Below are 24,663 nucleotides of genomic sequence, written 5' to 3'. Positions count from 1 at the left end.
AAGCCTTCACGAATGGATGATTAATGACGATAATAAGATAAAATACTGATTTTTATTATAGAACGAACGTTCCTATATGACAACTGGAAAAAATGCCATTTTAGAGGTGGGAAATTTGTTAAAAGGATTATATACAGCAACATCCGGAATGATTGCCCAGCAGCGCAGAACGGAAATGCTTTCAAATAATATCGCAAACGCCAATACATCAGGATATAAAGCAGAACAAGGCTCCATGCGCGCCTTTCCTGAAATGCTGCTCAGCAGAATAGAATCAAAATCTCCGGCCGGAACATCGAAGACAGAAATCGGTTCTGTGAATACCGGTGTGTATATGCAGGAACTTAAGCCTCTTTTCACACAGGGAAGCCTTAAGTCCACAGATCAGCCTACAGACATCACATTGGTCGAAAATCAAGTGCCGGTTCATGCGGAAACCAATGAAAACGCAGCTCTTTTTTATCCGGTTCAGACAGCGGACGGAATCCGTTATTCAAAAAGCAGCACATTTTCACTAAATGAGAATAATCAGCTGACGATCAATGGAAATCCTATTTTATCAACGGATGGCCAGCCAATCACTGTTGATAATGAGAATTTCACTGTGTCTGAAAACGGTACTGTGACAACGAACGGGCGGACAGCCGGCCAGATTGATGTCAGAATGGCGGAGGATGTCCGCGATCTGAAACGGGACGGAAATGATTTGTACAGCACGGCGGACGGCAATGATCTGCCAAGCGCAGCTGGAAATAACCAGGTATCCTATTCATTAAACCAAGGCGTCTCTGAGCTTTCAAACGTGGATGTGACAAGCGCCTATACAGAAATGACTGAAGCGTACAGATCGTTTGAGGCCAATCAGAAGGTGATTCAGGCTTACGATAGAAGTATGGATAAAGCAGCCAATGAAATCGGAAAAATCTAAGATAACGGAAGAAAAAACGGGGGACATCAACTATGCTCAGGTCAATGCTAACGGCATCAACAACCTTAAACCAGCTACAGCAGCAAATTGACACAATCAGCAGCAACCTTTCAAACAGCAACACAACCGGCTATAAGGCAAAAGATACGAATTTTTCTGAGCTTGTCAGACAGCAATTCGATCAGGTTGATGAAAAAAATGAGGACGTGGCAAAAGCCCGAAAAACACCGCCCGGCTTGCGCCTTGGCGTTGGGGCGATGATGAATTCACGCCTTGTGTCTGATCAGGGAAGCATTCAGAAGACGGATCGCGACCTGGATATCGCGTTTACGTCTCCATACCAATATCTTCAGGTGAACGTAAATGGAAACCGCCAGTACACGAGGGACGGAGCACTGTATGTAACGCCTTCAGCTGCGAATGCCAACCAGCTTCAGCTCGTTACTGGAAATGGGCATCCGGTGCTTGATGAAAACGGCAATACAGTGAACATCGACAGCTCAATGAAGAATATCACCATCAATGAAACCGGCACCTTAACCGCATCTGACGGAAACGCGGTCCAGCGGTTTAATCTCGGAGTGGTCCAAGTGAATAACCCTCAAGAGCTGAAATCGGAAGGGAATAACCTTTTCTCTATTGATAATGCGGCAGCTTTTGAAGAGCTGAATGGGGCTAATAGACAGGACATCGGCATGCAGCAGGGCTCGCTTGAGATGTCCAATGTTGATATTTCAGAACAAATGACAGATTTGATCACATCCCAGCGTTCCTATCAGCTGAACAGCAGAACGATTACAATGGGAGATCAAATGCTCGGTTTAATTAATTCAGTCAGATAATAAGAAATGGGCGTTTTCAATCAGCCGCGCATGATAAAAAAAGCGGCTTTTTCGAAATCGTCCTTTTTTTTGTAGTATTCCGTGATGTCTTCTAAAAGCACTTCTAAATCCACCCAAGCTTCAATTTTTTCTAACTCAAGTACATATTCGAGCAGCAGATCATAGGGGTCTTCAACTGATGTATAGAGCGCCTCAAGCGTTTTTAATTTTAAATAAATGGTTTGAATGTCTACCCTTTCAGATAATTCTTTCCCTTTTTGCAGGATGGCTTTCGCTTCTGTGATCTGTCCTGTTTTAAAAAGCGCTCTGACAGATTCGTACACACAGTGCAGATACGAGACTGGAGAATTCGTTTCAAATGCTTGATTCTTTAATACTTTTGTAAAGTAAAGAAGCGCTTCCTGGTCTTTTTTTTCGGTCGCTTTTAAAAAGCCAAGATTATAATAAGCGTGGCATAGCAGGTTTTCGTCATGTAATTGCCGGGTTTTCCTAATGATTTCTTCGAAAAGCTGCTCAGCTTTTTCATACCGTTCTTGATCAATATAATTAACGGCAAGCAAAAGTTTGCAGGTGATCACCTTTTTGATATAGCCGAATTGTTGTAAATAGATGTCTAATGCTTTTTTGACGTATTGGATGGAAAGCGGCGGTGATTTCATCAAGTAGTAGGCGCCGGCGGTTTGATAATATAAATCAGCGGCTTCAAACGTGTTTTGGATGGCGGCCAGGTACTGTTCAGCTTTTTTAAAATGATTCACTGCATGTTTCGGAGCTGTTTTTACCATTTCGTATAATCCTGAGAAAAAATACAGATAATATTTCAATTCATCATCCATTTTGTCTTCCAGACGGTATAGATCATCGAACAATGCATCTAGTCCGTTCTGGTTTTCGAAAAGCAGCTGATGGCGGGCCTGAAACAATTGATAACGCATCCAAAGTTTTGTGTTCTTTTTGAACTTCGGAAGGTGCTGGTCAATTTTTTCTTTCACTGAGCAAACGTGATTCATTTTGCGTTTGCTTATTGCGGAATACCAATCGTCTAACATGTTTTGCATCCTTTTTTCAATAAACTTCGAAATCATTTTCCTACCTCTTTGCTATTGGTAAAATCTATAATTATCATATCATAACTATTGACGGCTCTCATTGACAGTTGGTTACATCTTAGCGCCTGTTGAAAAAGAGTTTAATTCATAATATACTTTTCAAATGTACAGAATGGATCTTTGATGATTGCTATACATACTAATGCAGATGAAGGAGATGTCAAGAGAATGCTTGATACTCAGCAAATTAAAGAAATTATTCCTCACCGTTATCCGTTTTTGCTTGTAGACCGGATTACGGAAGTTGAAGAGGGCAAACGGGCAAAAGGCTATAAAAATGTAACCGCAAATGAAGAGTTCTTTAACGGACATTTTCCTCAGTATCCGGTCATGCCCGGCGTGTTAATCGTAGAAGCGCTTGCTCAAGTCGGAGCTGTTGCGATGCTGATTAAAGAAGAAAACCGCGGCAGACTGGCATTCTTTGCAGGCATTGATAATTGCCGGTTTAAAAAACAAGTCAAGCCTGGTGATCAGCTTCATCTCGAAGTGGAAATCACTCGTGCGCGCGGAACAATCGGGCGCGGAAAAGGCGTTGCTACAGTCGATGGCGAAGTCGTTTGCGAAGTCGAACTGACTTTTGCTCTCGGAGAGTAAATGAAAAAAGGCAGATGGGCAGCGGCACGCACATTTGTCTTTTTTTCTTTCAAAACATGAGAAAAGCAGGTGATTGTATGTGGAATGAATTTAAGGCCTTTGCCATGCGCGGAAACATCGTTGACCTCGCGATTGGTGTTGTAATAGGCGGCGCATTCGGGAAGATCGTCACATCTCTAGTCAATGATATCATCATGCCTTTGGTGGGCTTGCTGCTGGGAGGGCTTGATTTTTCAAACCTTTCGTTTACATTTGGCGATGCTGTGGTGAAGTACGGCAGCTTTATACAGACGATTGTGAATTTCTTAATCATATCGTTTTCCATTTTTATTGTGATTCGGATTTTAAATGGATTAAGGCGCAAAAAAGAAGCAGAAGAAGAAGCGGCGGCGGAAGCGCCGGATGCTCAAGAGGAGCTGCTGAAAGAAATCAGAGATCTGCTGAAGCAGCAGACAAGGTCGCCGGAATAAAGAAAACCGCCGTTCAAACGGCGGTTTTTTAATGAAGGACATACTTCTTCAAAATGTCCATAGTGGTGCTTTTCGCTTCTGTACCGGTTCCATCAATGTTCGTCACGAAACTGTATGCCCCGTGCTCGGTTTTGACAAAGCCTGTATACCAGCCGATGCCTGAGCCAGAGCCGGTTTTTCCATAAAGCGTATAGTGATCTTCATCTTCCTGAATCATCATCCGTTTTACCGTCTTCATGACGTTTTTGTCAAATGGGAGTTTTTCTTTGTATAACGATTCCATAAAATCTGTTTGTTCTAAAGGAGAGATTTTGAGAGTGCTGCTTAGCCAGAATTGGTCAATTCCGCCGCTGATGTCTCGGTTGCCGTAACTTATTTTTTCAACCCATTTTTTCATTCGCTTTTCTCCGATGTCGCGGGCCATTGCTTGGTAATACCAAACAACTGAATATCTCATAGCGGAGCCAAGCGTGTGATCTTGGTTCCAAACGTCAAGTTCCCGTTTGACGCCGTCCCAGTATTTGATGTCATATTCATCTTTAACAGCGCCTGTTTGTAATCCGATAAGCGCATGAGGAACTTTAAATGTCGACTGCGGCGCAAATCTTTGTTTTGCGCGCTGATCGTTGTAGACAAAGGTTTTTTCGTTTTTTAGATCCCGCAATATAAAAGTGCCGTCGTGATCTGTGAAGAATTCATCAACCTTCAGCTTTTTCGAATTTGTGTTTTTCTCAGCAGCTTCTGCTTCTGTAGGTGTCTGTAGACTTGATGTCATGAGGAGAGCCGCACCGATAAGTGATAAAAAGATTGCTTGCATCTTTCGCTTACTCATATTTTCACCTCTGCACCTGAAGAGGGGACATGTCCCTCTCATTTATATTTTTTGCTTAAACGCCTCAATCAGTTTTGTTCCTGTATAGCCCTCTTTTACAAGGGATTCCAGAAGGGTTTCAGTGCCCTGCTGTTTTCTTGTGACCATTTGTCCGTAGATTAAAACCTGTATGCTTTCCTCCAGCTTGACAATATTTTTCACTGCCGCTGTCAGCTGGGCGGGGCGATTGCTTTTTTTCGTGATCGTTACAAATACTGTGGCTTCAGTTTGGCTGTTTTGAAGCTGTTCGAAAAAAGACAGGTGCTCTTTCGCTACAAGCGCTTCAATCAGCCAGTGATTTTCACCGTCTTCTTTATTGATAATCAGTCCGTCAATAAGGGGAAACTGTTCAATTGATTTCTCTTCCTTGTCCACTCGTTCCACATTCAGGTCAACCAGTTTAAAGGTTTTCATTTCTATTCTCACCCCGATTACTTCCAAAGATTTCTTGCCTTCCATTATAACATAAACGTTTTAGAGGAAAAAACGTGCAATGCCGGGAGTAAAGAACTTTGTATTGGCGAAACATTTAATAATTTCAATTTTTTCATTATACTGTAACTGACTATGGATTACGGAGAGATGTGTATGAATCAATTTCGCTTAAAAGAAATTTATATTGACGGCACTCCTTCTGAAAACCGTTTAATTCAAAAGGAAGTAACATATATGTTAAGCCGTAAAGAAGTTTTTGAGGTCCATCTGAACAAAAAAAGAAGGATAAGCTTTTTATACGAAACGCAAGACGGCATGGAGCAATATAAAATCGAGCTGTCAATGCCGGAAAAAAAACTGAGCTTTCAGTGGTTTGCATGGGATGGCTCTTCCTATGTGTGTATGAATACGCAAAATTGGCTGACAAAGCAAATATTTTTCCGGTTTTTAAAAAGTACATATTTCTTTAAAGGGAAAAAACAAAAGATGTTTTTAGCTGAAGGAAAAATGAAAACAAAAGATAAAAACAGAGGCTGAAATTCATTTTTAAGCGTTTTTCTTTTCTCATTGCATCATCTACAATACATATAAGCGCAAGGAGAGGAGGAATCGCATGTTCAATCAGGTTATGCTTGTCGGACGTCTTACAAAAGATCCTGAGCTTCGCTACACTTCCGCCGGTGCGGCAGTCGCACACGTGACGCTCGCGGTAAACCGCAGCTTCAAGAATGCTTCAGGTGAAATCGAGGCCGATTACGTCAATTGCACGCTTTGGAGAAAAACCGCTGAAAACACAGCGTTATATTGCCAAAAAGGTTCTCTCGTCGGCGTTAGCGGACGGATTCAGACAAGGAGCTATGAAAACGCAGAAGGCGTTAACGTGTATGTAACAGAAGTGTTGGCTGACACTGTTCGTTTTATGGACCCTAAACCCCGTGAAAAAGCTGCCGATTGACAAACCCCTGATCCTCCCGTTTTCTATCCTTTCACGATTATTCGAATCTCCGCATCATCCCCTCAAAATTGACCAGTCGACCAGGCTGGTCTTTCTTTTTATGATATTTAGGATAAATTGGTTCTTATGATGCATTTTTACTTAACAACACTTAAAATTATTGATTGTATTTTTTGAGAAACTTATAATTACTTAAAGATGATAAATCAGAAAAGGAATGAGGGCGTGTACCAAGAAGAAAGGTTAGTAGCGATTTTGGATTTTTTAAAACAGCATAACCGAATTACAACGGAGCAGATCTGTACGTTTCTTCAAGTCTCAAGAGATACAGCCAGACGGGATCTAGTGAAGCTGGAGGAACAGAATGCCATCATCCGCACAAGGGGCGGTGCCATTTTGCCGACTGTGCATCAGAAAATTCAAAGTTATTCCGGCCGCCTGAATACAGTGTCCGAGGAAAAAAGCGAGATCGGCAGGCTTGCCGCATCGCTCATTCATAATGGTGACCGGGTGATTTTAGATGCCTCTACAACCGTTCAGGCATGTGCAGAGCATATGAATGCGGATGATTGCACGGTGATTACCAACTCGATTAATCTGGCCGAAGTCCTGTCCGATAAAGAAGGAATTGAAATCTACCTGTTAGGGGGCAAACTGGAAAAGGAGCACCGCTTTCTGTACGGTGCCTCTGTGATTGAAAAGCTCTCAAGCTATCACGTCGATAAAGCGCTGATCGGTGTGGTCGGCATTTCTGAGCATAGCATTACAATTGCACATGAGGAAGATGGCATGGTGAAGCGAAAAATGATTCAGCAGGCAAAGCAGGTGATCGCGCTTGCAGATCATTCGAAACTGGGAAGTACCAGTTTTTATCAGTATGCGGAGCTGAGCGAAATCGATCTCTTGGTCACAGACAGGCTGCCGAATCAGGCATTTTGTGATTTGCTTGACCGTAACGGGGTGGAACTTCTCGTAACAGAGCAGGATGAAGGAAAGGGCTGACAAACGTGAAATTAATTGCGATTGACTTAGATGGAACCTTACTCAACAGCAAGCATCAAGTAAGCTTGGTAAATGAAAACGCGCTGCGGCAGGCGCAGCGGGACGGCATTGAAGTGGTGGTGTCAACTGGGCGCGCTCATTTTGACGTCATGTCGATTTTTGAGTCGCTCGGGATCAAAACGTGGGTCATCAGCGCGAACGGCGCCGTCATTCACGATCCTGACGGCAGGCTTTATCATCAGGAAACCATTGAGAAACAACGGGCGTATGACATTCTCTCATGGCTTGCGTCGGAAAACTATTATTACGAGGTATTTACAGATTCAGCCATTTATACCCCGCAAAACGGCAGAGAGCTTCTTGAAGTTGAACTGGACCGATTCAGAAGCGCAAATCCGGAAGTGGATCTTTCTGTCCTTATGCAGGCGGCCGAAGTGCAATACAGCCAATCGGGCTTCGCTTACATTGGCTCGTTTCAAGAGCTGTTTGAAACTGATCAGCAGATCGACTTTTATAATATTCTCGGTTTTTCTTTCTTCAAAGAGAAGCTTGAGGCAGGCTGGAAAAGATATGAACATGCTGAAGATTTAACACTTGTCAGTTCGGCTGAGCATAACTTTGAGCTTTCTTCCCGCAAAGCTTCCAAGGGGCAGGCGCAGGCGCGGCTTGCGGAACGGCTGAATATTCCGATCGAAGAAACCGTGGCTGTCGGTGACAGCTTAAACGACAAATCGATGCTGGAGGCTGCGGGAAAAGGTATAGCGATGGGCAATGCGCGGGAAGATATCAAAGCGATGGCCGACGCTGTAACCTTGACCAATGACGAACACGGCGTCGCACATATGATTAAACATTTACTGTAGGTTTATATGCTGCATTAAAAGTGCATCCTGTTAATAACCGGCGTAACGGATTCTCTGGACATTCCGGCGTGACGGCTACGAACGGAAAAAAGCTGGCTCTTTCAAAGAGCCAGCTTTTTTATAGTCATGATCATCGCGCTGAGGTGCTTAATGTAAACAATTCTTCGAGTGCCTGTGTGGAAAGCTCGGTAATCCAGTTTTCACTTTGGATAATTTGGTCGTTCAGGGTTTGTTTCGATTCGAGCATGACATCAATTTTTTCTTCGATTGTTCCCGTCGTAATCATTTTATGAACGTGGACAAAGCGCTCCTGGCCAATGCGGTATGCCCGGTCAGTGGCCTGGTTTTCAACCGCCGGGTTCCACCATCTGTCATAATGGATGACGTGATTGGCGGCGGTCAAATTGAGCCCGGTGCCTCCAGCTTTTAATGAAAGAATCAGTGTCGGGTATTCTTTATTCTGGAATTTCTCAACGAGTGTGTCCCGCTCCTGCTTGGAGAGACTCCCGTTTAAAAATTGCACGGGTTCGCCGAACGTTTTTTCAAGCAGCCGTTTCATCATGTTCCCCATCTGAATGTATTGCGTGAAAATGAGGCAGCTTTCGTTTTGGGCGCGGATCGCCGTCATGAGTTCCAGCAATTTTTCGAGCTTAACTGATCTGCCGGCCAGCAATTCGGTCTGATCTTCCTTTAAATAAAGCGCGGGATGATCGCATATTTGTTTAAGCCGTCCGAGCATGCTGAGGATCAGCGCTTTTCGCTGCATGCCGGTCAGTGATGTCATATGGTCAAATGTGTCTTTGACAAGCTGCTCATATAGTGACGCCTGTTCGGCTGACAGTGGGATAAATTCTTTTTCTTCCAGCTTTTCAGGAAGATTAAGCGCGACCTCTTCATCCCGTTTCGTCCGCCTGAGAAGGAATGGTCGGATTAATTGTTGAAGCTGTCCGATTCTTTTTTCGTCCCGGTCTTTTTCGATCGGCAGCACATAGCGTTTATGGAACCCCGTCAGACTGCCGAGGTAGCCTTTATTCATGAAGTCAAAAATGGACCACAGCTCGGTTAAACGGTTTTCCATTGGCGTGCCGCTCAGCGCGATATGGTGAAGCCCTTTAAGCTTTCTGATTGCGCGTGATTGCTTCGTATGCGCGTTTTTAATATTTTGCGCTTCATCAAGGCAGATTGTGTTCCATGTCACAGAAGACAGCTCTTCCGAATCGGCGTGCGACAATCCGTATGAAGTGAGTACCACATCTGCGTTTTCGTAATGCGCGTCGAAATCATCACCTTTTGGCCGGCGCGGCCCATAATGGAGCGCGACAGTCAGGTCAGGAGCAAAGGTTTGAAGCTCCCGCTGCCAGTTGCCGAGTACGGATGTCGGTGCGATAATCAAATTCGGTGTTTTTTGCCGGCCGCTTTCCTTCACGTGAAGGAAATAGGCGATCATTTGAATCGTTTTTCCAAGGCCCATGTCGTCAGCCAGACAGGAGCCAAAACCGCTTTCCCGCAGAAACAGCAGCCAGTTCATGCCGTATTTCTGATAGGGGCGGAGCGTGCCTTTGAAAGAAGGACTGACTTCGTGATCCGGCAGGTTTTCAGCGGCAGTAAGCTTCCGAATCAGTGACCGGAGCTGTTTAGACAGATCGAATTGAATGCCGGCAAAAGCGGATGTATCAATCAGATCTGAATCCTCAAGCCCGCCTTCCTCTTGATCCATTAGTTCGCGCGACAGAATATCAGACATGTGGAGTCCTTCTGATTCCGCTTTTTCCATCAGGCGTTTCATCTGTTTGATAAACTGCGGATCGATTTTGACCCATTGCCCGCGGATATTAACAAGGCGCCTGTTGCTGGCGACAAGCTCATTAAATTCGGCCTCAGTCAGCTCAATTCCATTTGTTGCAAACCGCCAGTTGAAATCAAGCAGCGCATTCATGCCGACAAATGACTCGCCGCGCGGGGCGGATGACACCTTTGCCTTCAGCATCATGTTGCTGTCTCTGACAATTTGCCACCAGGACGGCAGAAGAATTTCAACGCCCATATCGACAAGCGTTTCACTCGCTTCTGACAGAAAGATCCAGGCTTCTTCCTCCGAGATCAGAGTGGTCCCGGAATCAAATGACAGCCACGGAACCGTTCTGTGAAAGCGGTCTTGCTCACGCGCGATTTTATCGCTGTGCGCCTGCCATGATTTTTTGAGGCTTTTCAGCCCGTCAAAGAATTCAACAGCGCCGTTCTTTTTATCGCGTAAAAACAGTTCGATTTTCCAATCGTCTCCGTCAAAATCTGGCTCATTTAAGCGCAGGCCGACTGTAAATGGAGATTGATCGTCAATCCAGCCGATGCCTTCAAGAAAATCCTCTTCATCAAGAAAATGTCCGCGGAATGACGTGACCGCAGGCGATTTCTCCTTGATGTGTTCCCATTTCTCCTGCAGGTCATCGTCGTATTGGATGTAATCCTGCACTGCGGCGGAAAACCAATCCGCCGTAAAGCCATCCAGCATATTATCGCGGTCCTTCCAGCGAAAAACACCGTTTGTCCATGCTTCATAGTCAGGCAGATAATCACCGTCTGCGATAAATTCATAGATGGTTGATGCCGCCTCAATCAGCGGCTCCGTTTCCTCTGTAAGCTGCACGGAGCTGAATGAGTTGAACGAGTTTTTGCCGAGAAGCTCTACAGTCATCCATGGAGAAAGCAAAACAGCGGTTGTCCCGATGAAGCTGACATCCTCAAGAAAGGTTCCGTAAAATGAGGATTCATGCCATTGGAACAAATGCCTCTTCATATGGCTGTAGGGAAGGGGCTGCTCATTCTCATCAAAGGCTGAGAGCGTAAATGACCCATCTTCCATTTGTTCGACGTGAATGAGTATTTCTTTAAGACTCGCCATCAATCAACTTTCCTTTCTGCAGTTCTTCTTGAAGCGCGCGCAGGCGCTTATAATGCGAGCTCAGCTGCTCAATATACCGCTCCCACACCTTCAATTTCTTCGCTTTTCTGTACAGGGTGCGCAGTTTTTTTAAATGCCGGGCGGCTTCCTTGTACGAGCTGCGGTTTTTCTGATCGATAAAAAAGGCCACTTCTCTGTGGTAAGCCGGGATAAGCGCCTCCGGGTCGCCCGCTGCAATTTCTTTCAGCATCATTTTATCCATTTCATAGATGGAAAAGCCGACAAGGCTGTGAATTTCGATCCACTCGGCATACCGTTTTTGCTCATATAAATGATGGCTGTATTCTGTGAACGTATACGGCAGGCAGCCTGCAGCATAGCGTTCAAACAGCGCTTGGTCATTGGTTTGCTTCACATAGGCATTCAGCAGAAGAAACAGCTCGCCAATCACGTCGCGAATTTCTTTAAACGGCTTATCGAGTTTCGTATAACCCATCGCAATCGGTTCGATTCGCTGATACCATGTTTTCAGCCTTTTCCAATCTTTTTTGGCAGTGATTTCACTCAGCCATTGAAACGTATATGGCAGCGCATCCGGCGGGAATTGACCAGCTTCTGCAAAAATAACATCATCATTCTTTTGCAGGAATTCCAAATGCAGGCGCCCGAATTGCAATTCAGGAGAAAAGCGCCGTCCGGCCTCTTTTTTCAAAATGTCCTGTTCGCGCGCCACCCATTTTGGCCGCGACAGCAACGCGCTCCAAATTTCACCGAAAATGCGGATTCGTTCATATTGGAAAATATCTTCTTTCAAGAGCAAATGCCGGATAACATCGGGTGTTTTCTCCAAAAACGGATCAAGCGCAAATGACAGCGCGTATGTTTTTAATTTATCAATAGAGCTGTAGATCGTATCCATCAGCTGTTCAACATACGGATTGAGGGAATAAAAGTCTTGATCGGGGTTCAGTTTGCCCGCTTCAATCAATGTAAACATGCGAAGCCACACCGCAATCGCGGAATGAATCTGGTACAGGTTTTTTAGCTCCGGCTTGTTTGGCGTGTGCTTTTTTAAAGCGGACAGGTAGCCGTAATAGAGGCCCTGCATATTTTGGCTGCCTTCCGGCGTGCGCGCCTGCCAGAGAGAGAACTCTGAATCAAAAAAAGCAAGCCAGCTTGAAAGCGATTCTTCATTAGGAAGCACTTTTTCCTGGAATTGCCGGCGGACGAGCTCTTTGCTTTCCTCAAGCTTTTCCCTCTCCAGCCAATGCTCTGTAAAGGTACCCACTCGCTCGAACATTGCATATACATATAAAAAAACAGCCAGCATATGGCGGCAGATTCTTCCGGACGGACATGAACAGCCGCTTTTGGCTATGACAAACAAGTTCAATGTGACCCGCACAGGCACAACATCCTGCACGTAAGCCGTAACTTCCGTCGGACTCACTGCTTGTAAACGATAGACTGAATCCTGCCGATATAAAATAAGGGCTTTTTTAATCAGCTGAACATTTTCCTCGTTGTAGGGAAGCAGTTCTTTCAACTGTTCAGCGGATGCCAGCACATCGTCTTTGGAAATCATATTCTGAAGCATGATTATCGCTCCTAACCGAGTCACGTAATAAAAAGATCCAATTTCTCTATTATATCGCAACACATCGGCATGAAAAAGTTTTTCCTAAAAAAGGACATAAAAAATGGGATGTGTCGAATGATGTATTAGAGATTGCAAATTGAGAACCGGCATCATATAATAATCGTGTTTTCAACTTAATGGAAGCTGAAAGGAACAAGAAGATGAGTGAAAAGAAATTGAATCAAGAGGAATTTCTGAAAATTTTGATGCATGCACATGAGATTGGTGAACGGTCATCTGAGATGACGACGAAGGAAATGCTTGAAAATTTGATTTCTCATATTAAAAATGGATATGCAACATAAGAATCCCGCACGCTTGATGCGGGATTTTTTTTATGCGAGATGACGTGAATGCCTGAATGGAAAAAAAGGGACAGTTTTGTCAAGATAGAAAATAGAGCGCTTTCATAAATGATCGCAACATAAGGTTTTGTAAAAAATTGTCGAATAATGTCATGTGAAAAGCTGGAGAAATGCGGTTTCTACGTTGTATAATCGTATATGGAAAAGGATGCTATAAGAGATTTGGAGGTATCATGGGAGAATCTACTAGTTTAAAAGAGATATTATCAACGTTAAGAAAACGCATGCTTTTGATTATGATTGTAACCGCAGCTGCCACTGCTGCCGGCGGACTTATCAGTTTCTTCGCACTTACACCCATCTATGAAAAATCAACTCAGATTCTGGTCAATCAATCGAAAAACGACCGAAAAGAAGTCCAATTTAATGATGTCCAAACCAATCTTCAGTTAATCAATACGTATAACGTCATCATTAAGAGCCCTGCCATCTTAGACGAAGTCATTAAAGAGATGGGCCTGTCGATGACATCTCAAGAGCTGAATGACAAAATTACCGTATCCAGCGAGCAGGACTCCCAAGTGGTCAACATATCAGTCAAGGATGTAAATGCGGAAACAGCGGCTCATATTGCCAATACCATCGCATCTGTCTTTCAAGACAAAATCACAACCATTATGAATGTTGACAATGTCAGTATTTTGTCAAAAGCCGAGGTTTCAGGACATCCGTCACCTGTATCGCCAAAGCCGCTCCTAAACATTGCTATCGCGTTCGCGGCGGGATTGGCGGGAAGCATCGGACTGGCGTTCCTGCTTGAGTATTTGGACAATACGATCAAATCGGAAGAACAGCTCGAATCCTTGCTGGACATACCTGTTTTAGGGACGGTTTCCACCATTGCAAATGAGCAGAAAAAAGCGGCAAGCTTACACGGTATCCAATCTGAAAAAGCGGGGAGTGGGCATTTTGGCGCTTAAAAAAAGCAGAGGCTCTTGGATGCGCAGGAATGTCATTGCAATGACAGAGCCGAAATCCTTGAACTCTGAACAATATAGGACGATTCGTACGAATATAGAATTTGCTTCAGTGGACCGCCAAATGAAATCAGTGATGATTACATCGGCCTGTCCCGGAGAAGGAAAATCAACAACGGCCGCTAATCTTGCTGTCGTATTTGCCCAGCAGGGAAAAAAAGTGCTCCTGATTGACGCTGATTTGCGAAGACCAACAGTACATACAGCCTTTCATCTTGAAAATATAATAGGTTTAACATCTGTTTTATTAAAGAAAAGTTCACTGGAACAGGCTGTACAAACATCTAATGAAAAACAGCTTGACGTGCTGACGAGCGGTCCTATCCCGCCAAACCCGGCCGAGCTTCTCTCCTCAAAGTGGATGAAAGAACTTGCCGACGAGGCGTGTGCGGCATATGACATGGTCATTTTTGATACGCCGCCTATTCTCGCTGTAGCGGATGCACAGATTTTAGGGAGCGTGGCAGACGGTTCTATTTTGGTTATTTCAAGCGGGAAAACAGAAAAAGAACAAGCCGCAAAAGCGAAAGAGGCACTTGAATCGTGCAATAGCAAGCTCCTTGGGGCGGTTATGAACGGTAAAAAGTTTTCGAGGGATTCTGCATATGGATACAACGGAAACAAGGATAACTTCATACAAAATAAATAACGTGCATCTTGCCCGTTATTTATTTTTGCGGAAAAAGGGGGCTAAGACATGATAGATATCCACTGTCACATTCTTCCTGGAATGGATGACGGGGCAAGCGTTTCAGCCGACAGCATAGAAATGGCAAGAGCTGCTGTTCATCAGGGAATCCGGACCATTCTAGCGACACCGCATCATAAGAACGGTGTGTATGAAAATGAGCCGGCGGCAGTCAGAGAAGCGGCAGATCAGTTAAACAAACGTTTAATCAAAGAAAATATCCCTTTAACCGTGCTTCCGGGACAGGAAATCAGAATCTACGGCGATTTAGAGCGGGACCTTGCTGAACGGCAGCTGCTTTCGCTGAATGATACAAAATACATCCTGATTGAATTTCCGTTTGATCAGGTTCCACGATATGCGGAGCGGCTTTTTTATGAGTTGCAGCTGAAAGGATATATTCCGGTTATCGCCCATCCTGAACGCAACAGGGAAATTCGCGAAAACCCGTCCTTGCTGTATCATCTTGTGGAGAAAGGAGCGGTATCTCAGATTACTTCAGGAAGTCTTGCGGGGACTTTCGGAAAACAGATGAAAGCATTTTCTCTCCGGCTGGCTGAAGCCAATTTGATTCATTTCGTAGCCTCAGATGCTCATAATCTGAAAACAAGAGACTTTCGCTGCCGGGAAGCCCTTGATGTTCTTGAGAAAGAATTCGGTCGGGAATTTCCTTATATACTGACGGAAAACGCCGAGCTTCTCCTGCAGAATCAGACAATCTTCAGAGAGCCTCCGCGGCCGGTCAAAAGAAGAAAATTATTTGGGTTCTTTTAAACAGCCGGTTCTCATTTCACCACTTCCTTTCTGTGCGCGATATAATAGTATATTGTATGATTGAATCACATTTCAGAAATCTGTACAGGCTGTACCCGACAGGCTATTCGGGAGATCATCCGCATTCATGATAGGATGTTCTCATACGATATTACGGAAGCTGCAAAGCAGCAATTTAACTGTTGGAGGGAAACAATGAATATAACAGTCATCGGAACAGGCTATGTCGGTCTTGTGACAGGTGTTTCTCTTTCTGAGATTGGATATCATGTAACCTGCATTGATATTGACGCTCACAAGATTGATGAAATGAGAAAGGGCATTTCCCCCATATTTGAACCGGGTCTTGAAGAGCTGATGAGGAAAAATACAGCTGATGGACGGCTGAACTTTGAAATGAGCTATGAGAAAGGCTTGGCACAGGCAGACATTATTTTTATAGCGGTCGGCACACCGCAGAAAAGCGACGGGCACGCGAATCTGGAGCATATTACAGATGCGGCCAAACGCATCGCCCGGCATGTCAAACAGGATGCCATCGTGGTAACGAAAAGCACAGTGCCCGTCGGGACAAACGATTTGATTAAGGGGCTGATCACTGAACATCTTGCGGAGCCTGTCAGCATTTCGGTCGCGTCCAATCCGGAATTTTTACGTGAAGGGTCGGCAATCTCTGACACGTTTCATGGCGATAGGATCGTGATCGGAACAGCGGATCAGACAACAGCCAAGACGCTTGAGGAGCTTTTCCGCCCGTTCCAAATTCCGATTTATCAAACGGATATTAGAAGCGCCGAGATGATCAAATATGCCTCAAATGCTTTTCTGGCCACTAAGATCAGTTTTATAAATGAAATTTCAAATATATGTGAAAAGGTCGGCGCCGATATTGAAGCAGTCGCGTACGGCATGGGACAGGATAAGCGGATCGGGAGCCAGTTTTTAAAAGCGGGCATAGGCTACGGCGGCTCTTGTTTTCCGAAGGACACAAACGCCCTCGTGCAAATTGCCGGCAATGTCGAGCATGATTTTGAACTGCTGAAATCGGTCATCAAAGTCAACAACAATCAGCAGGCGATCCTGGTAGATAAAGCGCTGAACAGGCTCGGCGGGGTGACGGGAAAAACGATTGCCCTTTTGGGACTTTCATTTAAACCGAATACAGATGATTTGAGGGAAGCGCCGTCGATTGTCATCGCAGACCGTCTCGCTGCGCTCGACGCCCATATTAAAGCCTATGATCCGATTGCCGCGGACCATGCAAAGCGTGTTCTGCCAGAAGCCGTTGAATATAAAGAGACAATCGAGGAAGCTGTCAAAGGCTCTGACGCCGTCATGATTTTAACCGACTGGGCCGACATTAAACAATTCCCGTTAGCGGCCTATCAGAACTTGATGGAAACGCCGCTCATCTTTGACGGCAGAAACTGCTACACATTGGATGAAGCAGCCGCTGCAGAGGTGGAATATTATTCTGTGGGACGGAAGTCGGTTGTTCCAGCAGGCGCAATTCAATAGTTGGAAAAGAGAAAACTGGCTGGGAGCCGGTTTTTTTCTTTTCTGCTAAGGTCTAAAGCGAAAAAATAACAAAAGCAGAATGTACTCTTACAACAAGAGACAGATCATTAATATCTGTCTCTTTCAAGTGTCTTTATAACTATGACTTTAGGTGCTCTAATATCATAAAACGCTTTCATTAGCTGTGTGACGAACAAAAACAAGATCATAGACCTACATATTGAGAGTGTTATACGCCTAAATTAAGTCGTTTACCCTATTTATGCCGCCTTCTGGCTATTTTAAAATATAATATATGGAAATAAAGTATGGAAAAGTCTATCTTCATTAGCCCCTCCATACGACTTTTTGAGTATTAAGAGGTGATTCAGATGGGTTATGAAAGTATGCTAGCGGACATCAAAAGTTCGCTCAACGGAAAAATTTCCGATATCGAAGACAAGATCGAAAAGCTGAAAAAAGCAAAAAAAGACATAGACACACTGCAAGAAGAGGCCATTACAGAAATCAAAGACATTGTGAAACCGGAATTGGGCAAGCACTGGACGGGAACAAAAGCGGATGATTTCGACAAGGGCAGAGAAGAAGCGAAATCGGAAGCATCCAAGATTGTGAATGATAAATATAACGGGTATATGGCTTCGATTAGCGGTGAAATTATTAGTCTAGAATTAAAAAAAGCCACTTATGCAGGGGAATTGCTCATAGCAAATGGTGCAGGAGATCTTCTTAAAAAGGGAGAAGAATTCGCGGAAGAAGTCGGAAATACAATTAGACAACTAAAATGGTGGTGATCTTTTTTTATGTCAGAAATTAAATTGAAGTACGATACCGTCATCAAAACATTAGAGACCGTTAAAAACGCGCTTGCTGGTGTATCAATCGGCGCCGCGGGATCCAATGGGAAAAACAATCTGGAATATACAAAAAAGTACCATGAGCGCGAGGCAAGCATTAAAACCATGCTGGGCGATTATAAAAAAGCCGTCCAAAAAAACATAGAAGACACGAAAGACAATGTTGATTCACTGAAGGAGCAGGACGAGGCAATTGGCGCAAAATAGCATAGAAAGGGTTGTGCAATGAGTAAAGTATTTGAATCAAAGACTTTAATCGAAGAAGCGAAGAGCAGGAAAAAGCAATATGAAACGCTTGAAGAGCAGTTAGAAACCCTAAAAAAAGCGTTTCAGGCTGTAGCCGATCTAGGCCAAGATTTTACAGGGAAAGGCGCAGACAACATCAAAGATTTTTTTCAAGGACAGGCTGATATTGTAGACACGTGGCTGAAGCTTGTCTCGGCACAAATCGCTTTTTTAAAAGGAATCTCAGGGGATATCAAAGAAAAAGAACTGAAAGATCATTATGTGGAAACGTCATATCTGGAAAACGAGCTGCCAAACGGGAGTTTGAAAGCGTCTGAAATCGTCTCCGCGCACAAATTGGAGATTGACAACATTCTCGCCGATCTTGTCGGCATTTTGGATTTATCCTCTTATTCTCTTGATGATTACGCCGACAAGATGTACGACGCACAGAAAATCCGGCTCGATACCATTACAGCGATTGATGAGCTGGACGAGTCGCTGACCACAGAATATCAAAACCTGCAGTCGCTCGATAATGCCGTGCTTGCTAAATACACCGCTTTAATGCAAGCGACAAGCAAAGGAAAAAGCGCCTCTCCCATTCACTACAACAAAAAAGCATTCACCTCAAGCGAAGTTTATAAAGGTGCGATAGAAGCGGAAAAGCAAGCGACTTCTTATATTGAGGCGAAAGAACAGCAAGCAGAAGCAAGACGCCTTCAAGAAAAAGCGGAAGAAGAAGCGAATAAACCATGGTATGAAAAAACATGGGATGGCATCTGCACCTTCACAGGCGAAGTCACTGGCTATTATGATACGATAAGAGCAACCGAAGGCTACGACCCTGTCACAGGAGAAAAACTCTCCACAGCCGAACGCGTCACAGCCGGCGCCATGGCAGCCGCAGGGTACATCCCGGTCGTCGGCTGGGCAGGCCGCGCCTTCAAAGGCGGAAAAGCGATCTACAAAACCGGAAAAGCGGCTATTGCCGCAGAACACGCATTAGACGCCTACAAAACAGGCAAAACTTTAGATATTCTCAAAATGTCAGAAATGGGCGCATACGGCCTAGTTGCGTCTAACGGATTCTCAGAAGCAGTTACTGGACGGGATATGTTTGGGAACAAAGTGTCTGAGGAGAAGCGGAAGCAGGGTGCGCTGGAAGCGGCTCTGAGTCTAGTTGGTGCAGGGGCACTGGCGAAGCATGTAGACAAAGGCATACCGCTTGCAACCCATTCAAAAGTCCAAAAAGCTAACAAGACACTAGAAAAAGTAAAACAATTCAAAGTCCCAACCAACGTCCGCGTATACGCAGAACGCCCTGTAACTCCGGATGGCTCCACGTTCGGAATCCCGACAGTCCGTGTAGATGTGGAAAAGACGGCTGTGAAGGATCTTGGGATTGTGAAGATGGCGAGTAAATGGAGTAATGATGGTAAATATGATCGGATTAGAGGTTATAAAGGCAGAGATCTTGCAAAATACGATAATAAATATTTAATTGATCCAAGACTTGTAGTAGAGATGAATTTTAAGGGGAAAGGCAAATCTGGAACAAATGCAGCTGGCTGGGAAAGAAACGCGAAAAAATTCTTCAACACGTTACTTAAAAGTAATCCTGAGTTTTGGAGTACTGAAAATACTGCTAAGATTAAAAGAGGAAGAGTTCCGGTTGTTGATGAGCAATTTATAAAACATTTTCCACAGTATGCTGATTACTTAAAAGACCCTATGAGACATCATCATATTGGAGAAGGAGGTCAAGCAGCAGCTTTACCTAAAAGCTTGCATCCTGGATATGGTGGTATTCATAATGTCGAAAAAGAATGGGGAATTACCGGGGTAGATGATCAAATTGCAAATAGACTAGAAACATTCAGAAAAGAATCGGGAAGGTGACAATATGTTATTGCCAGAAGAATTTAATAGAAACTGGGACGTTAATAAAAATGGTCCGTTATTAAAGTTTTCATATGATGCTATAATAGAAATTCCTTTTTCGGAGGAATTTAAACAATTTTTATCTTTAGGAGGCTTACCTGAGACACCTCCACCTTATTTAGATTTTACTTCCTCCCAGTCATCATTTAAACCAATTACAAGTATTTTTGATATGTCTGAAGCATTTCAAAAATATTGGCTGTTGGGATCCACTGGTTCTGGAGATCCAATATGTATCATTGAAAATAACGAGAGGATTGTTTATCTAAATAATGGTGATGAATATAAAGAAGTATTTATTAACTCATCAATAAATCAATTTGCAGAATGTATATTACTTTTCTCAGAAATGATTGACAAGGCCATTAAAATTAATGGCGAGGATGCCTTTATCGACAACGATATTCCTGAAGATGTAATTGAATGGTTGAAAGAAGAACTGAAGAGAGTAGACTCAAATTGTATAAATGAAGGAAACTTTTGGAGTACTGAAATAGAAAGTTTATATGAGTAATGTATTATAACTTTGATAGGCTGAGACCTAGTCAACTAATGAAAGTCCCTAAAGATCTGAGCAATACAAAAAAAAGTTGACCTATCTAATTTAAAGGATATTATTTCACCTAATATAGTTAAAGTAGACGATTGCTTTATTCTAGATCTAGAGTATGAGTTAACTGATAGTCCAACTATAAATTGGAATAGAATTTTGAAAATGTATGGGGATAAAACTGGGTATGAAGCATCGTGTAATGAGCTCCGCATAAACGATTATTTAGACTACAGTGATTTATCCGATGAAGAAATTTTACTATATGCGCTTCAGGTAATGGACGGTTGGGAACATCACTTCAAAGAAAAATTTCCTGAGCATAAATTTGTTGTGATTCTAAGTATTGATGAAGGTTTTGCGACACTTAGATTTTATAAATTTAGAGAAGAGGAAAGCAGTTGGCTAAAGGCGGACATTGAAGAGTACGGAAACGAAGCTATCCTTGTAAAAGAAATTAACTGTGATCATAAAATTTAATCGTAAAAGCAGGTGCGGTAAACTACCTGCTTTTATAGCTTTATTATATTTTACGAAAGCAAGAGAATATTACATTCGACCAATGTACAGATGTTGAAAAGCCTGTGATAGGAACGGATTGTGGTTAAATCATGGAACATGGAATAAGATTTACTGTTGAAAACCCGGAGATAGGTGAATTGCTGCATCGTCTTTTAGTGAATAGGGAATTAGACGAATGGTACAAAAACAAATGTGCAGAGAAAATAAGAGTGCCTGATGAATTTAATCAAATAAAAGGTTTGAAAAAAATTGAAGTTAGAGATTTAAACAATCCTTCAGGAGAAATCAATATCTACTTGCAAGATTTTTCTGGAGAAAATGGATTTCATTTAGAACAGCAAATCAATATGAAAGTATCTAAATTGGTTCCTGTTTATGTACTAGATTATAGTTATTCCCTAAGACACGATTTAATTGATGGCGCTTATGATATTGTAGGGACCGCTGAATCTTTAGAATTCATTCAGGGAACGAACTATATCAATAAAATAATGCAAGAGAAAGGGTTTATCGAACTCAGTTATTTTTATGATTACTACGATACTGTATATGAGTGGAGTGAATTGCCACATATACAGCCTTTCAACAGGAGATTAACATTAGGAGATGCCTTGTTTACTGATGTATTAGAATTGCTATAGTTTAGAACTTGCCGTGCTGTCATCGGCAAGTTTTTTTATAGATAGTATAACAATGTGGAGTACAAGGAGAAGAGGGATGGGCAGAGATCATATTTCTCAATTGCAGCCATTAAAAATCTGTGATGGCTGGTCTGTAGTACTGAACAATTTAAATTCCGAAAAAAGAATGGAAGAAAAATATGAATTACTAATACTGCAAAATGAAAAACGTAATGCTGTTATTAAGGCAATTTTTGAAAATAATCAGTACCATATCAAAGTAGCTGGCTTAAATACAGATAAGATTTATAAAGATGAATCTTTTGATGAGATAGAACAATTATTAGAAGAGTTAGAATATCAAATCTGGAGTGTGGGAAGTGGGGTTTTAGAGGGTTTGCAGCCACTAAGCCAACAGATTCCCAATTTCTTAAGGCTAAAGATACCGGCTGGTTGGACTGTTGATTATATTACATTAAAAGATACTGATCCTAAGACCCTAGAGGCAAATGATGATGCTTGGTTATTTGACTTTAACCAAGATCTCCTACAGATTTCTCACAAGACAAAAAACTTGTTGCTTGACGTAGGGTGGTACCCTGAAGGGGATCCAACCGGAAGTTATGGTATTGAACTTATAAAAAACGAAGATTGGGAAAATCCGATAGAGGATATTATGTGCAGAGAACTTAAAGAACTAATTAAACAATTGGATAATATTTTTATGAAAGAAATTAAAAATGAATACTAATAAAAAAGCAGGTTGTACTACCTGCTTTTTTCTATGAAGCATCATTTGTCTAATTAGACTATTGACTGGAGTCTTCTCAAGTCAGAGATTAGAATATCATCAGATAGAAGTAAACTAGTTACTATAGAGGTTATGATTGTGAGAAAACATGTTAAATGAAATGTCCCAAAAGCAAATATACAACCTCTGAGAATAACACAAGGTTGGAAAGTGAATTATAATTATTTTATTGAAATAGACCCAAGAACTTTAGAACCGAATGATGATTCCTGGTTTTTATTCACAGACAGTTTGTTGCAGCTTTATCATGAACAATCCTCAATAACGCTTGATTTAGGCTGGGTTCCTGACATTTCTCCTAAAGGTAGTTATCTGGTTTTAATAGTCAAAAATAATGATTGGGAAGATCCTATTAAAGAATTTTCATCTGATGACTATAATAAAGTGATTTTATTTATTGAACATCATTTAAAACAAGTAACAACTACTTGGTGGAAGTAGGTTTAAGTATTAATGTTTAATGGATGGAATGGGGATTATCCTCATGGAAGTTTTATAGCCTTGAAAGCATCTGAACAGAGACGTCTAATTTAAGAAGTAAAGAGAGGAAAACTAGTGAAATGAAAATACATCAAATTCACGATTTTCATCTAAAAGATGAATCGGATTTTGTCCAAACACAACAATCCCTTATACATAAAATCAACCTATTCCCCACTATCCACCCAGGCTCCATCAGCACTTACGCAGGCGTCGACCTCGCTTATTGGGAGCAAGACGGCGAACCGTATGGGGTGTGCAGCATTATCGTGATTGACGCTGATACAAAAGAAGTCATTGAAAAAGTGCACAGCGTGGGAAAAAGCAGCGTGCCGTATGTTTCCGGCTTCCTTGCGTTTCGTGAGCTGCCGCTGATCATTGAGGCGGCCAAAAAGCTGGAAACGGAGCCGGATGTGTTTTTGTTTGATGGCAACGGGTATCTGCATTACAACCATATGGGGGTTGCCACCCATGCGGCTTTTTTTCTGGGGAAGCCGACAATTGGGATTGCGAAAACCTATCTCAAAATTAAAGGCTGTGATTTCGTGATGCCTGAAAATGAAGTTGGTGCATATACCGATATTATCATTGACGGCGAGGTATATGGACGGGCGCTGCGGACGCGGCGGGACGTGAAGCCTATTTTCTTGTCTTGCGGAAATCATATTGATTTAGAAAGCAGCTATCACATCGCGATGAGCCTGATCAATCAAGAAAGTCGGCTGCCGATCCCTGTCCGCCTTGCTGACCTTGAAACACACGTCTTGCGAACATTTTATCAAAAAAATCACGTATAACACTTGCAGACCGAGAACTGCAAGTGTTTTTTATTGGTTCCTGTATATCTCGCTTATATATACAGACGGGGCTACTCCTGTGACCCGTTTGAACACTCTGCTGAAGTAATAAGGATTAGAAAAGCCTAATGTGCTGCTGACTTCGGTTACGTTTAAGTTGCTTGTTTTGAATAGATCAATTGCCTGTGCGATCAGCAGTTCATTTTTATAAGCTGTGATGCTTTTCCCGGTTTGCTTTTTGAAGAGGGAAGAAAGATAGGCATAATTCATTTCTAAAGCATCCTCAAAATCTCTGCTAACCAGCTTTGCATGCTTGTTTTGGTGAAGAAATTCAATAATTCGGCTGATGATCCTTGAAGAGCGGGTGCCGGCCTGACTATGTATCGCATTGCTATACAGGTCAATGAAGAATTGATAGGTGAGCGAACACGCTTGGAGCGCTCTGAAAGCACTTGATGATTCAAAGGCATGAACAATGCTGCTTAGCTGTTTTTCTGTGTACTCACGATGAGAGACAGAACCGCTTTTCGGTAAGGTTAATTGCGATGAATAGATGTTGTCGAGAAGGATTGGTGAATTGTGAAATGGAGAAAACTCTTCCTCCTGATCCAAGGAAGGTTCGGCATAAAAATGAATGTAGTACCATTCGGTTCCGGGTGTATAAAAATCGCCTCCCCAATGCGGTGTATTGTTCTTAAGAAAAAGATATCCCCCCGCTTGAATGCGGTACTCGTTTTCGTTCTCAAATACATGGATCGCGCCTTGTTTTACGTAAAAAAATACACTGATTCCATCCATCGTCCTGTCAGGGTGCCGTAAAGTCCCTTCTATATCCTTCATATGTCCGGCCTCACGGATCTTAGGCAAATGATTGGCTTGGAGTTTTACTTTATACATGGCTTCACCATCTTTCTCTTGTCTTATCTCC

General features: G+C 42.8%; 28 protein-coding genes. 22 read left to right on the top strand and 6 right to left on the bottom strand.

Annotated features, from left to right (window positions below; translation table 11 throughout):
* Positions 1-115 precede the first annotated feature (115 nt).
* Both flhO and flhP read left to right on the top strand, forming a co-directional pair.
* Complete coding sequence (gene flhO / locus ACY3LV_RS00410; RefSeq protein WP_148962550.1) at positions 116-928, top strand: flagellar hook-basal body complex protein FlhO; 813 nt, start codon at positions 116-118, stop codon at positions 926-928.
* Between the two features lie 32 nt (positions 929-960).
* Positions 961-1,770 (top strand): flagellar hook-basal body complex protein FlhP, encoded by an 810-nt coding sequence (flhP, locus tag ACY3LV_RS00405; protein ID WP_289348491.1) that lies wholly within the window; start codon positions 961-963, stop codon positions 1,768-1,770.
* Between the two features lie 20 nt (positions 1,771-1,790).
* Here flhP and ACY3LV_RS00400 read toward each other — a convergent pair whose 3' ends face one another.
* On the bottom strand, positions 1,791-2,855 hold the full coding sequence (locus ACY3LV_RS00400) for a response regulator aspartate phosphatase (protein WP_333561050.1): 1,065 nt from the start codon (positions 2,853-2,855) through the stop codon (positions 1,791-1,793).
* Positions 2,856-3,047: 192 nt separating this feature from the next.
* Between ACY3LV_RS00400 and fabZ the strand changes: the two genes are divergently transcribed.
* Positions 3,048-3,473: a 3-hydroxyacyl-ACP dehydratase FabZ gene (fabZ, locus tag ACY3LV_RS00395; protein ID WP_003235662.1), complete on the top strand. Its 426-nt coding sequence runs from the start codon at positions 3,048-3,050 to the stop codon at positions 3,471-3,473.
* 77 nt (positions 3,474-3,550) lie between these two features.
* Positions 3,551-3,943, top strand: a complete 393-nt coding sequence (mscL, locus tag ACY3LV_RS00390) for a large conductance mechanosensitive channel protein MscL (RefSeq protein WP_333517990.1) — start codon at positions 3,551-3,553, stop codon at positions 3,941-3,943.
* Positions 3,944-3,971: 28 nt separating this feature from the next.
* Here mscL and blaOXA read toward each other — a convergent pair whose 3' ends face one another.
* Together blaOXA and ACY3LV_RS00380 are read right to left on the bottom strand one after the other, a co-directional pair.
* The gene (blaOXA, locus tag ACY3LV_RS00385) at positions 3,972-4,775 is read right to left on the bottom strand and encodes a class D beta-lactamase (protein WP_464863172.1); all 804 of its coding nucleotides are present in this window, start codon (positions 4,773-4,775) and stop codon (positions 3,972-3,974) included.
* Between the two features lie 42 nt (positions 4,776-4,817).
* The gene (locus ACY3LV_RS00380) at positions 4,818-5,228 is read right to left on the bottom strand and encodes a YwpF-like family protein (RefSeq protein WP_148962558.1); all 411 of its coding nucleotides are present in this window, start codon (positions 5,226-5,228) and stop codon (positions 4,818-4,820) included.
* Between the two features lie 174 nt (positions 5,229-5,402).
* Between ACY3LV_RS00380 and ywpG the strand changes: the two genes are divergently transcribed.
* From ywpG to ACY3LV_RS00360, 4 genes are all read left to right on the top strand, one after another.
* Entirely contained in the window at positions 5,403-5,786 is a 384-nt protein-coding gene (gene ywpG, locus ACY3LV_RS00375) for a DynA interaction protein YwpG (RefSeq protein WP_148962559.1), read from the top strand.
* A gap of 76 nt (positions 5,787-5,862) precedes the next feature.
* Complete coding sequence (gene ssbB / locus ACY3LV_RS00370; protein ID WP_014665657.1) at positions 5,863-6,204, top strand: single-stranded DNA-binding protein SsbB; 342 nt, start codon at positions 5,863-5,865, stop codon at positions 6,202-6,204.
* 225 nt (positions 6,205-6,429) lie between these two features.
* Positions 6,430-7,206 carry a transcriptional regulator GlcR gene (gene glcR, locus ACY3LV_RS00365; protein ID WP_464863171.1) on the top strand — a complete coding sequence of 259 codons (777 nt, stop codon included), beginning with the start codon at positions 6,430-6,432 and terminating at the stop codon, positions 7,204-7,206.
* 5 nt (positions 7,207-7,211) lie between these two features.
* A complete protein-coding gene (locus ACY3LV_RS00360; protein WP_464863170.1) occupies positions 7,212-8,069 on the top strand; it encodes a Cof-type HAD-IIB family hydrolase in 858 nt (285 codons plus the stop codon).
* Between the two features lie 130 nt (positions 8,070-8,199).
* Here ACY3LV_RS00360 and ACY3LV_RS00355 read toward each other — a convergent pair whose 3' ends face one another.
* Positions 8,200-10,968, bottom strand: coding sequence for a DEAD/DEAH box helicase (locus tag ACY3LV_RS00355; protein WP_333561047.1), 2,769 nt, complete (start codon positions 10,966-10,968; stop codon positions 8,200-8,202).
* On the bottom strand, positions 10,955-12,565 hold the full coding sequence (locus ACY3LV_RS00350; protein WP_333561046.1) for an SWIM zinc finger family protein: 1,611 nt from the start codon (positions 12,563-12,565) through the stop codon (positions 10,955-10,957). The genes ACY3LV_RS00355 and ACY3LV_RS00350 overlap by 14 nt, the downstream gene beginning before the upstream one ends.
* A 203-nt stretch (positions 12,566-12,768) precedes the next feature.
* Here ACY3LV_RS00350 and ACY3LV_RS00345 point away from each other — a divergent pair, with 203 nt between their 5' ends.
* The 14 genes from ACY3LV_RS00345 to ACY3LV_RS00280 all read left to right on the top strand — a co-directional run bounded on the left by ACY3LV_RS00345 (position 12,769) and on the right by ACY3LV_RS00280 (position 23,735).
* The gene (locus tag ACY3LV_RS00345) at positions 12,769-12,912 is read left to right on the top strand and encodes a hypothetical protein (RefSeq protein ID WP_003221769.1); all 144 of its coding nucleotides are present in this window, start codon (positions 12,769-12,771) and stop codon (positions 12,910-12,912) included.
* Positions 12,913-13,145: 233 nt separating this feature from the next.
* Positions 13,146-13,892 (top strand): protein-tyrosine kinase activator TkmA, encoded by a 747-nt coding sequence (tkmA, locus tag ACY3LV_RS00340; RefSeq protein WP_087992647.1) that lies wholly within the window; start codon positions 13,146-13,148, stop codon positions 13,890-13,892.
* The gene (locus tag ACY3LV_RS00335; protein WP_333561045.1) at positions 13,882-14,598 is read left to right on the top strand and encodes a CpsD/CapB family tyrosine-protein kinase; all 717 of its coding nucleotides are present in this window, start codon (positions 13,882-13,884) and stop codon (positions 14,596-14,598) included. The genes tkmA and ACY3LV_RS00335 overlap by 11 nt, the downstream gene beginning before the upstream one ends.
* 48 nt (positions 14,599-14,646) lie before the next feature.
* Positions 14,647-15,411, top strand: coding sequence for a tyrosine-protein phosphatase (locus tag ACY3LV_RS00330; protein ID WP_464863168.1), 765 nt, complete (start codon positions 14,647-14,649; stop codon positions 15,409-15,411).
* A 195-nt stretch (positions 15,412-15,606) separates the two neighbouring features.
* Entirely contained in the window at positions 15,607-16,929 is a 1,323-nt protein-coding gene (gene uglF, locus ACY3LV_RS00325) for a UDP-glucose 6-dehydrogenase UglF (protein WP_148962566.1), read from the top strand.
* Between the two features lie 371 nt (positions 16,930-17,300).
* Complete coding sequence (locus ACY3LV_RS00320; RefSeq protein WP_333561042.1) at positions 17,301-17,723, top strand: YwqH-like family protein; 423 nt, start codon at positions 17,301-17,303, stop codon at positions 17,721-17,723.
* A 9-nt stretch (positions 17,724-17,732) separates the two neighbouring features.
* Positions 17,733-17,993 carry a YwqI/YxiC family protein gene (locus tag ACY3LV_RS00315; protein ID WP_333561041.1) on the top strand — a complete coding sequence of 87 codons (261 nt, stop codon included), beginning with the start codon at positions 17,733-17,735 and terminating at the stop codon, positions 17,991-17,993.
* Positions 17,994-18,011: 18 nt separating this feature from the next.
* Complete coding sequence (locus tag ACY3LV_RS00310) at positions 18,012-19,913, top strand: T7SS effector LXG polymorphic toxin (RefSeq protein WP_333561040.1); 1,902 nt, start codon at positions 18,012-18,014, stop codon at positions 19,911-19,913.
* Between the two features lie 4 nt (positions 19,914-19,917).
* The gene (locus ACY3LV_RS00305) at positions 19,918-20,469 is read left to right on the top strand and encodes an SUKH-4 family immunity protein (RefSeq protein ID WP_333561039.1); all 552 of its coding nucleotides are present in this window, start codon (positions 19,918-19,920) and stop codon (positions 20,467-20,469) included.
* 195 nt (positions 20,470-20,664) lie between these two features.
* The gene (locus tag ACY3LV_RS00300; protein ID WP_333561038.1) at positions 20,665-20,985 is read left to right on the top strand and encodes a hypothetical protein; all 321 of its coding nucleotides are present in this window, start codon (positions 20,665-20,667) and stop codon (positions 20,983-20,985) included.
* Between the two features lie 131 nt (positions 20,986-21,116).
* Entirely contained in the window at positions 21,117-21,668 is a 552-nt protein-coding gene (locus tag ACY3LV_RS00295; RefSeq protein WP_333561037.1) for a hypothetical protein, read from the top strand.
* 76 nt (positions 21,669-21,744) lie between these two features.
* On the top strand, positions 21,745-22,398 hold the full coding sequence (locus tag ACY3LV_RS00290) for a hypothetical protein (RefSeq protein ID WP_333561036.1): 654 nt from the start codon (positions 21,745-21,747) through the stop codon (positions 22,396-22,398).
* A 210-nt stretch (positions 22,399-22,608) separates the two neighbouring features.
* Entirely contained in the window at positions 22,609-22,899 is a 291-nt protein-coding gene (locus ACY3LV_RS00285; protein WP_252400951.1) for a hypothetical protein, read from the top strand.
* Positions 22,900-23,018: 119 nt separating this feature from the next.
* A complete protein-coding gene (locus tag ACY3LV_RS00280) occupies positions 23,019-23,735 on the top strand; it encodes an endonuclease V (RefSeq protein WP_464863167.1) in 717 nt (238 codons plus the stop codon).
* A gap of 30 nt (positions 23,736-23,765) precedes the next feature.
* Here ACY3LV_RS00280 and ACY3LV_RS00275 read toward each other — a convergent pair whose 3' ends face one another.
* The gene (locus tag ACY3LV_RS00275) at positions 23,766-24,632 is read right to left on the bottom strand and encodes a helix-turn-helix transcriptional regulator (RefSeq protein WP_464863166.1); all 867 of its coding nucleotides are present in this window, start codon (positions 24,630-24,632) and stop codon (positions 23,766-23,768) included.
* Positions 24,633-24,663: the final 31 nt, after the last annotated feature.

The organism is Bacillus sp. 11C (assembly GCF_055486375.1).
This window is presented reverse-complemented; position numbering and strand designations above follow the sequence as displayed.

Bases quoted from the DNA above. Each gene is read 5' to 3' on its own strand.
- ACY3LV_RS00295 (WP_333561037.1), top strand. From the start codon at position 21,117: ATGGAACATGGAATAAGATTTACTGTTGAAAACCCGGAGATAGGTGAA.
- ACY3LV_RS00355 (WP_333561047.1), bottom strand. From the start codon at position 10,968: ATGGCGAGTCTTAAAGAAATACTCATTCACGTCGAACAAATGGAAGAT.
- ACY3LV_RS00310 (WP_333561040.1), top strand. From the start codon at position 18,012: ATGAGTAAAGTATTTGAATCAAAGACTTTAATCGAAGAAGCGAAGAGC.
- ACY3LV_RS00345 (WP_003221769.1), top strand. From the start codon at position 12,769: ATGAGTGAAAAGAAATTGAATCAAGAGGAATTTCTGAAAATTTTGATG.
- ACY3LV_RS00305 (WP_333561039.1), top strand. From the start codon at position 19,918: ATGTTATTGCCAGAAGAATTTAATAGAAACTGGGACGTTAATAAAAAT.
- uglF (WP_148962566.1), top strand. From the start codon at position 15,607: ATGAATATAACAGTCATCGGAACAGGCTATGTCGGTCTTGTGACAGGT.
- ACY3LV_RS00330 (WP_464863168.1), top strand. From the start codon at position 14,647: ATGATAGATATCCACTGTCACATTCTTCCTGGAATGGATGACGGGGCA.
- ACY3LV_RS00315 (WP_333561041.1), top strand. From the start codon at position 17,733: ATGTCAGAAATTAAATTGAAGTACGATACCGTCATCAAAACATTAGAG.
- blaOXA (WP_464863172.1), bottom strand. From the start codon at position 4,775: ATGAGTAAGCGAAAGATGCAAGCAATCTTTTTATCACTTATCGGTGCG.
- ACY3LV_RS00380 (WP_148962558.1), bottom strand. From the start codon at position 5,228: ATGAAAACCTTTAAACTGGTTGACCTGAATGTGGAACGAGTGGACAAG.
- ACY3LV_RS00400 (WP_333561050.1), bottom strand. From the start codon at position 2,855: ATGATTTCGAAGTTTATTGAAAAAAGGATGCAAAACATGTTAGACGAT.
- flhP (WP_289348491.1), top strand. From the start codon at position 961: ATGCTCAGGTCAATGCTAACGGCATCAACAACCTTAAACCAGCTACAG.
- ACY3LV_RS00350 (WP_333561046.1), bottom strand. From the start codon at position 12,565: ATGCTTCAGAATATGATTTCCAAAGACGATGTGCTGGCATCCGCTGAA.
- ACY3LV_RS00280 (WP_464863167.1), top strand. From the start codon at position 23,019: ATGAAAATACATCAAATTCACGATTTTCATCTAAAAGATGAATCGGAT.
- ACY3LV_RS00290 (WP_333561036.1), top strand. From the start codon at position 21,745: ATGGGCAGAGATCATATTTCTCAATTGCAGCCATTAAAAATCTGTGAT.
- ywpG (WP_148962559.1), top strand. From the start codon at position 5,403: ATGAATCAATTTCGCTTAAAAGAAATTTATATTGACGGCACTCCTTCT.
- fabZ (WP_003235662.1), top strand. From the start codon at position 3,048: ATGCTTGATACTCAGCAAATTAAAGAAATTATTCCTCACCGTTATCCG.
- ACY3LV_RS00320 (WP_333561042.1), top strand. From the start codon at position 17,301: ATGGGTTATGAAAGTATGCTAGCGGACATCAAAAGTTCGCTCAACGGA.
- mscL (WP_333517990.1), top strand. From the start codon at position 3,551: ATGTGGAATGAATTTAAGGCCTTTGCCATGCGCGGAAACATCGTTGAC.
- tkmA (WP_087992647.1), top strand. From the start codon at position 13,146: ATGGGAGAATCTACTAGTTTAAAAGAGATATTATCAACGTTAAGAAAA.
- ACY3LV_RS00275 (WP_464863166.1), bottom strand. From the start codon at position 24,632: ATGTATAAAGTAAAACTCCAAGCCAATCATTTGCCTAAGATCCGTGAG.
- ssbB (WP_014665657.1), top strand. From the start codon at position 5,863: ATGTTCAATCAGGTTATGCTTGTCGGACGTCTTACAAAAGATCCTGAG.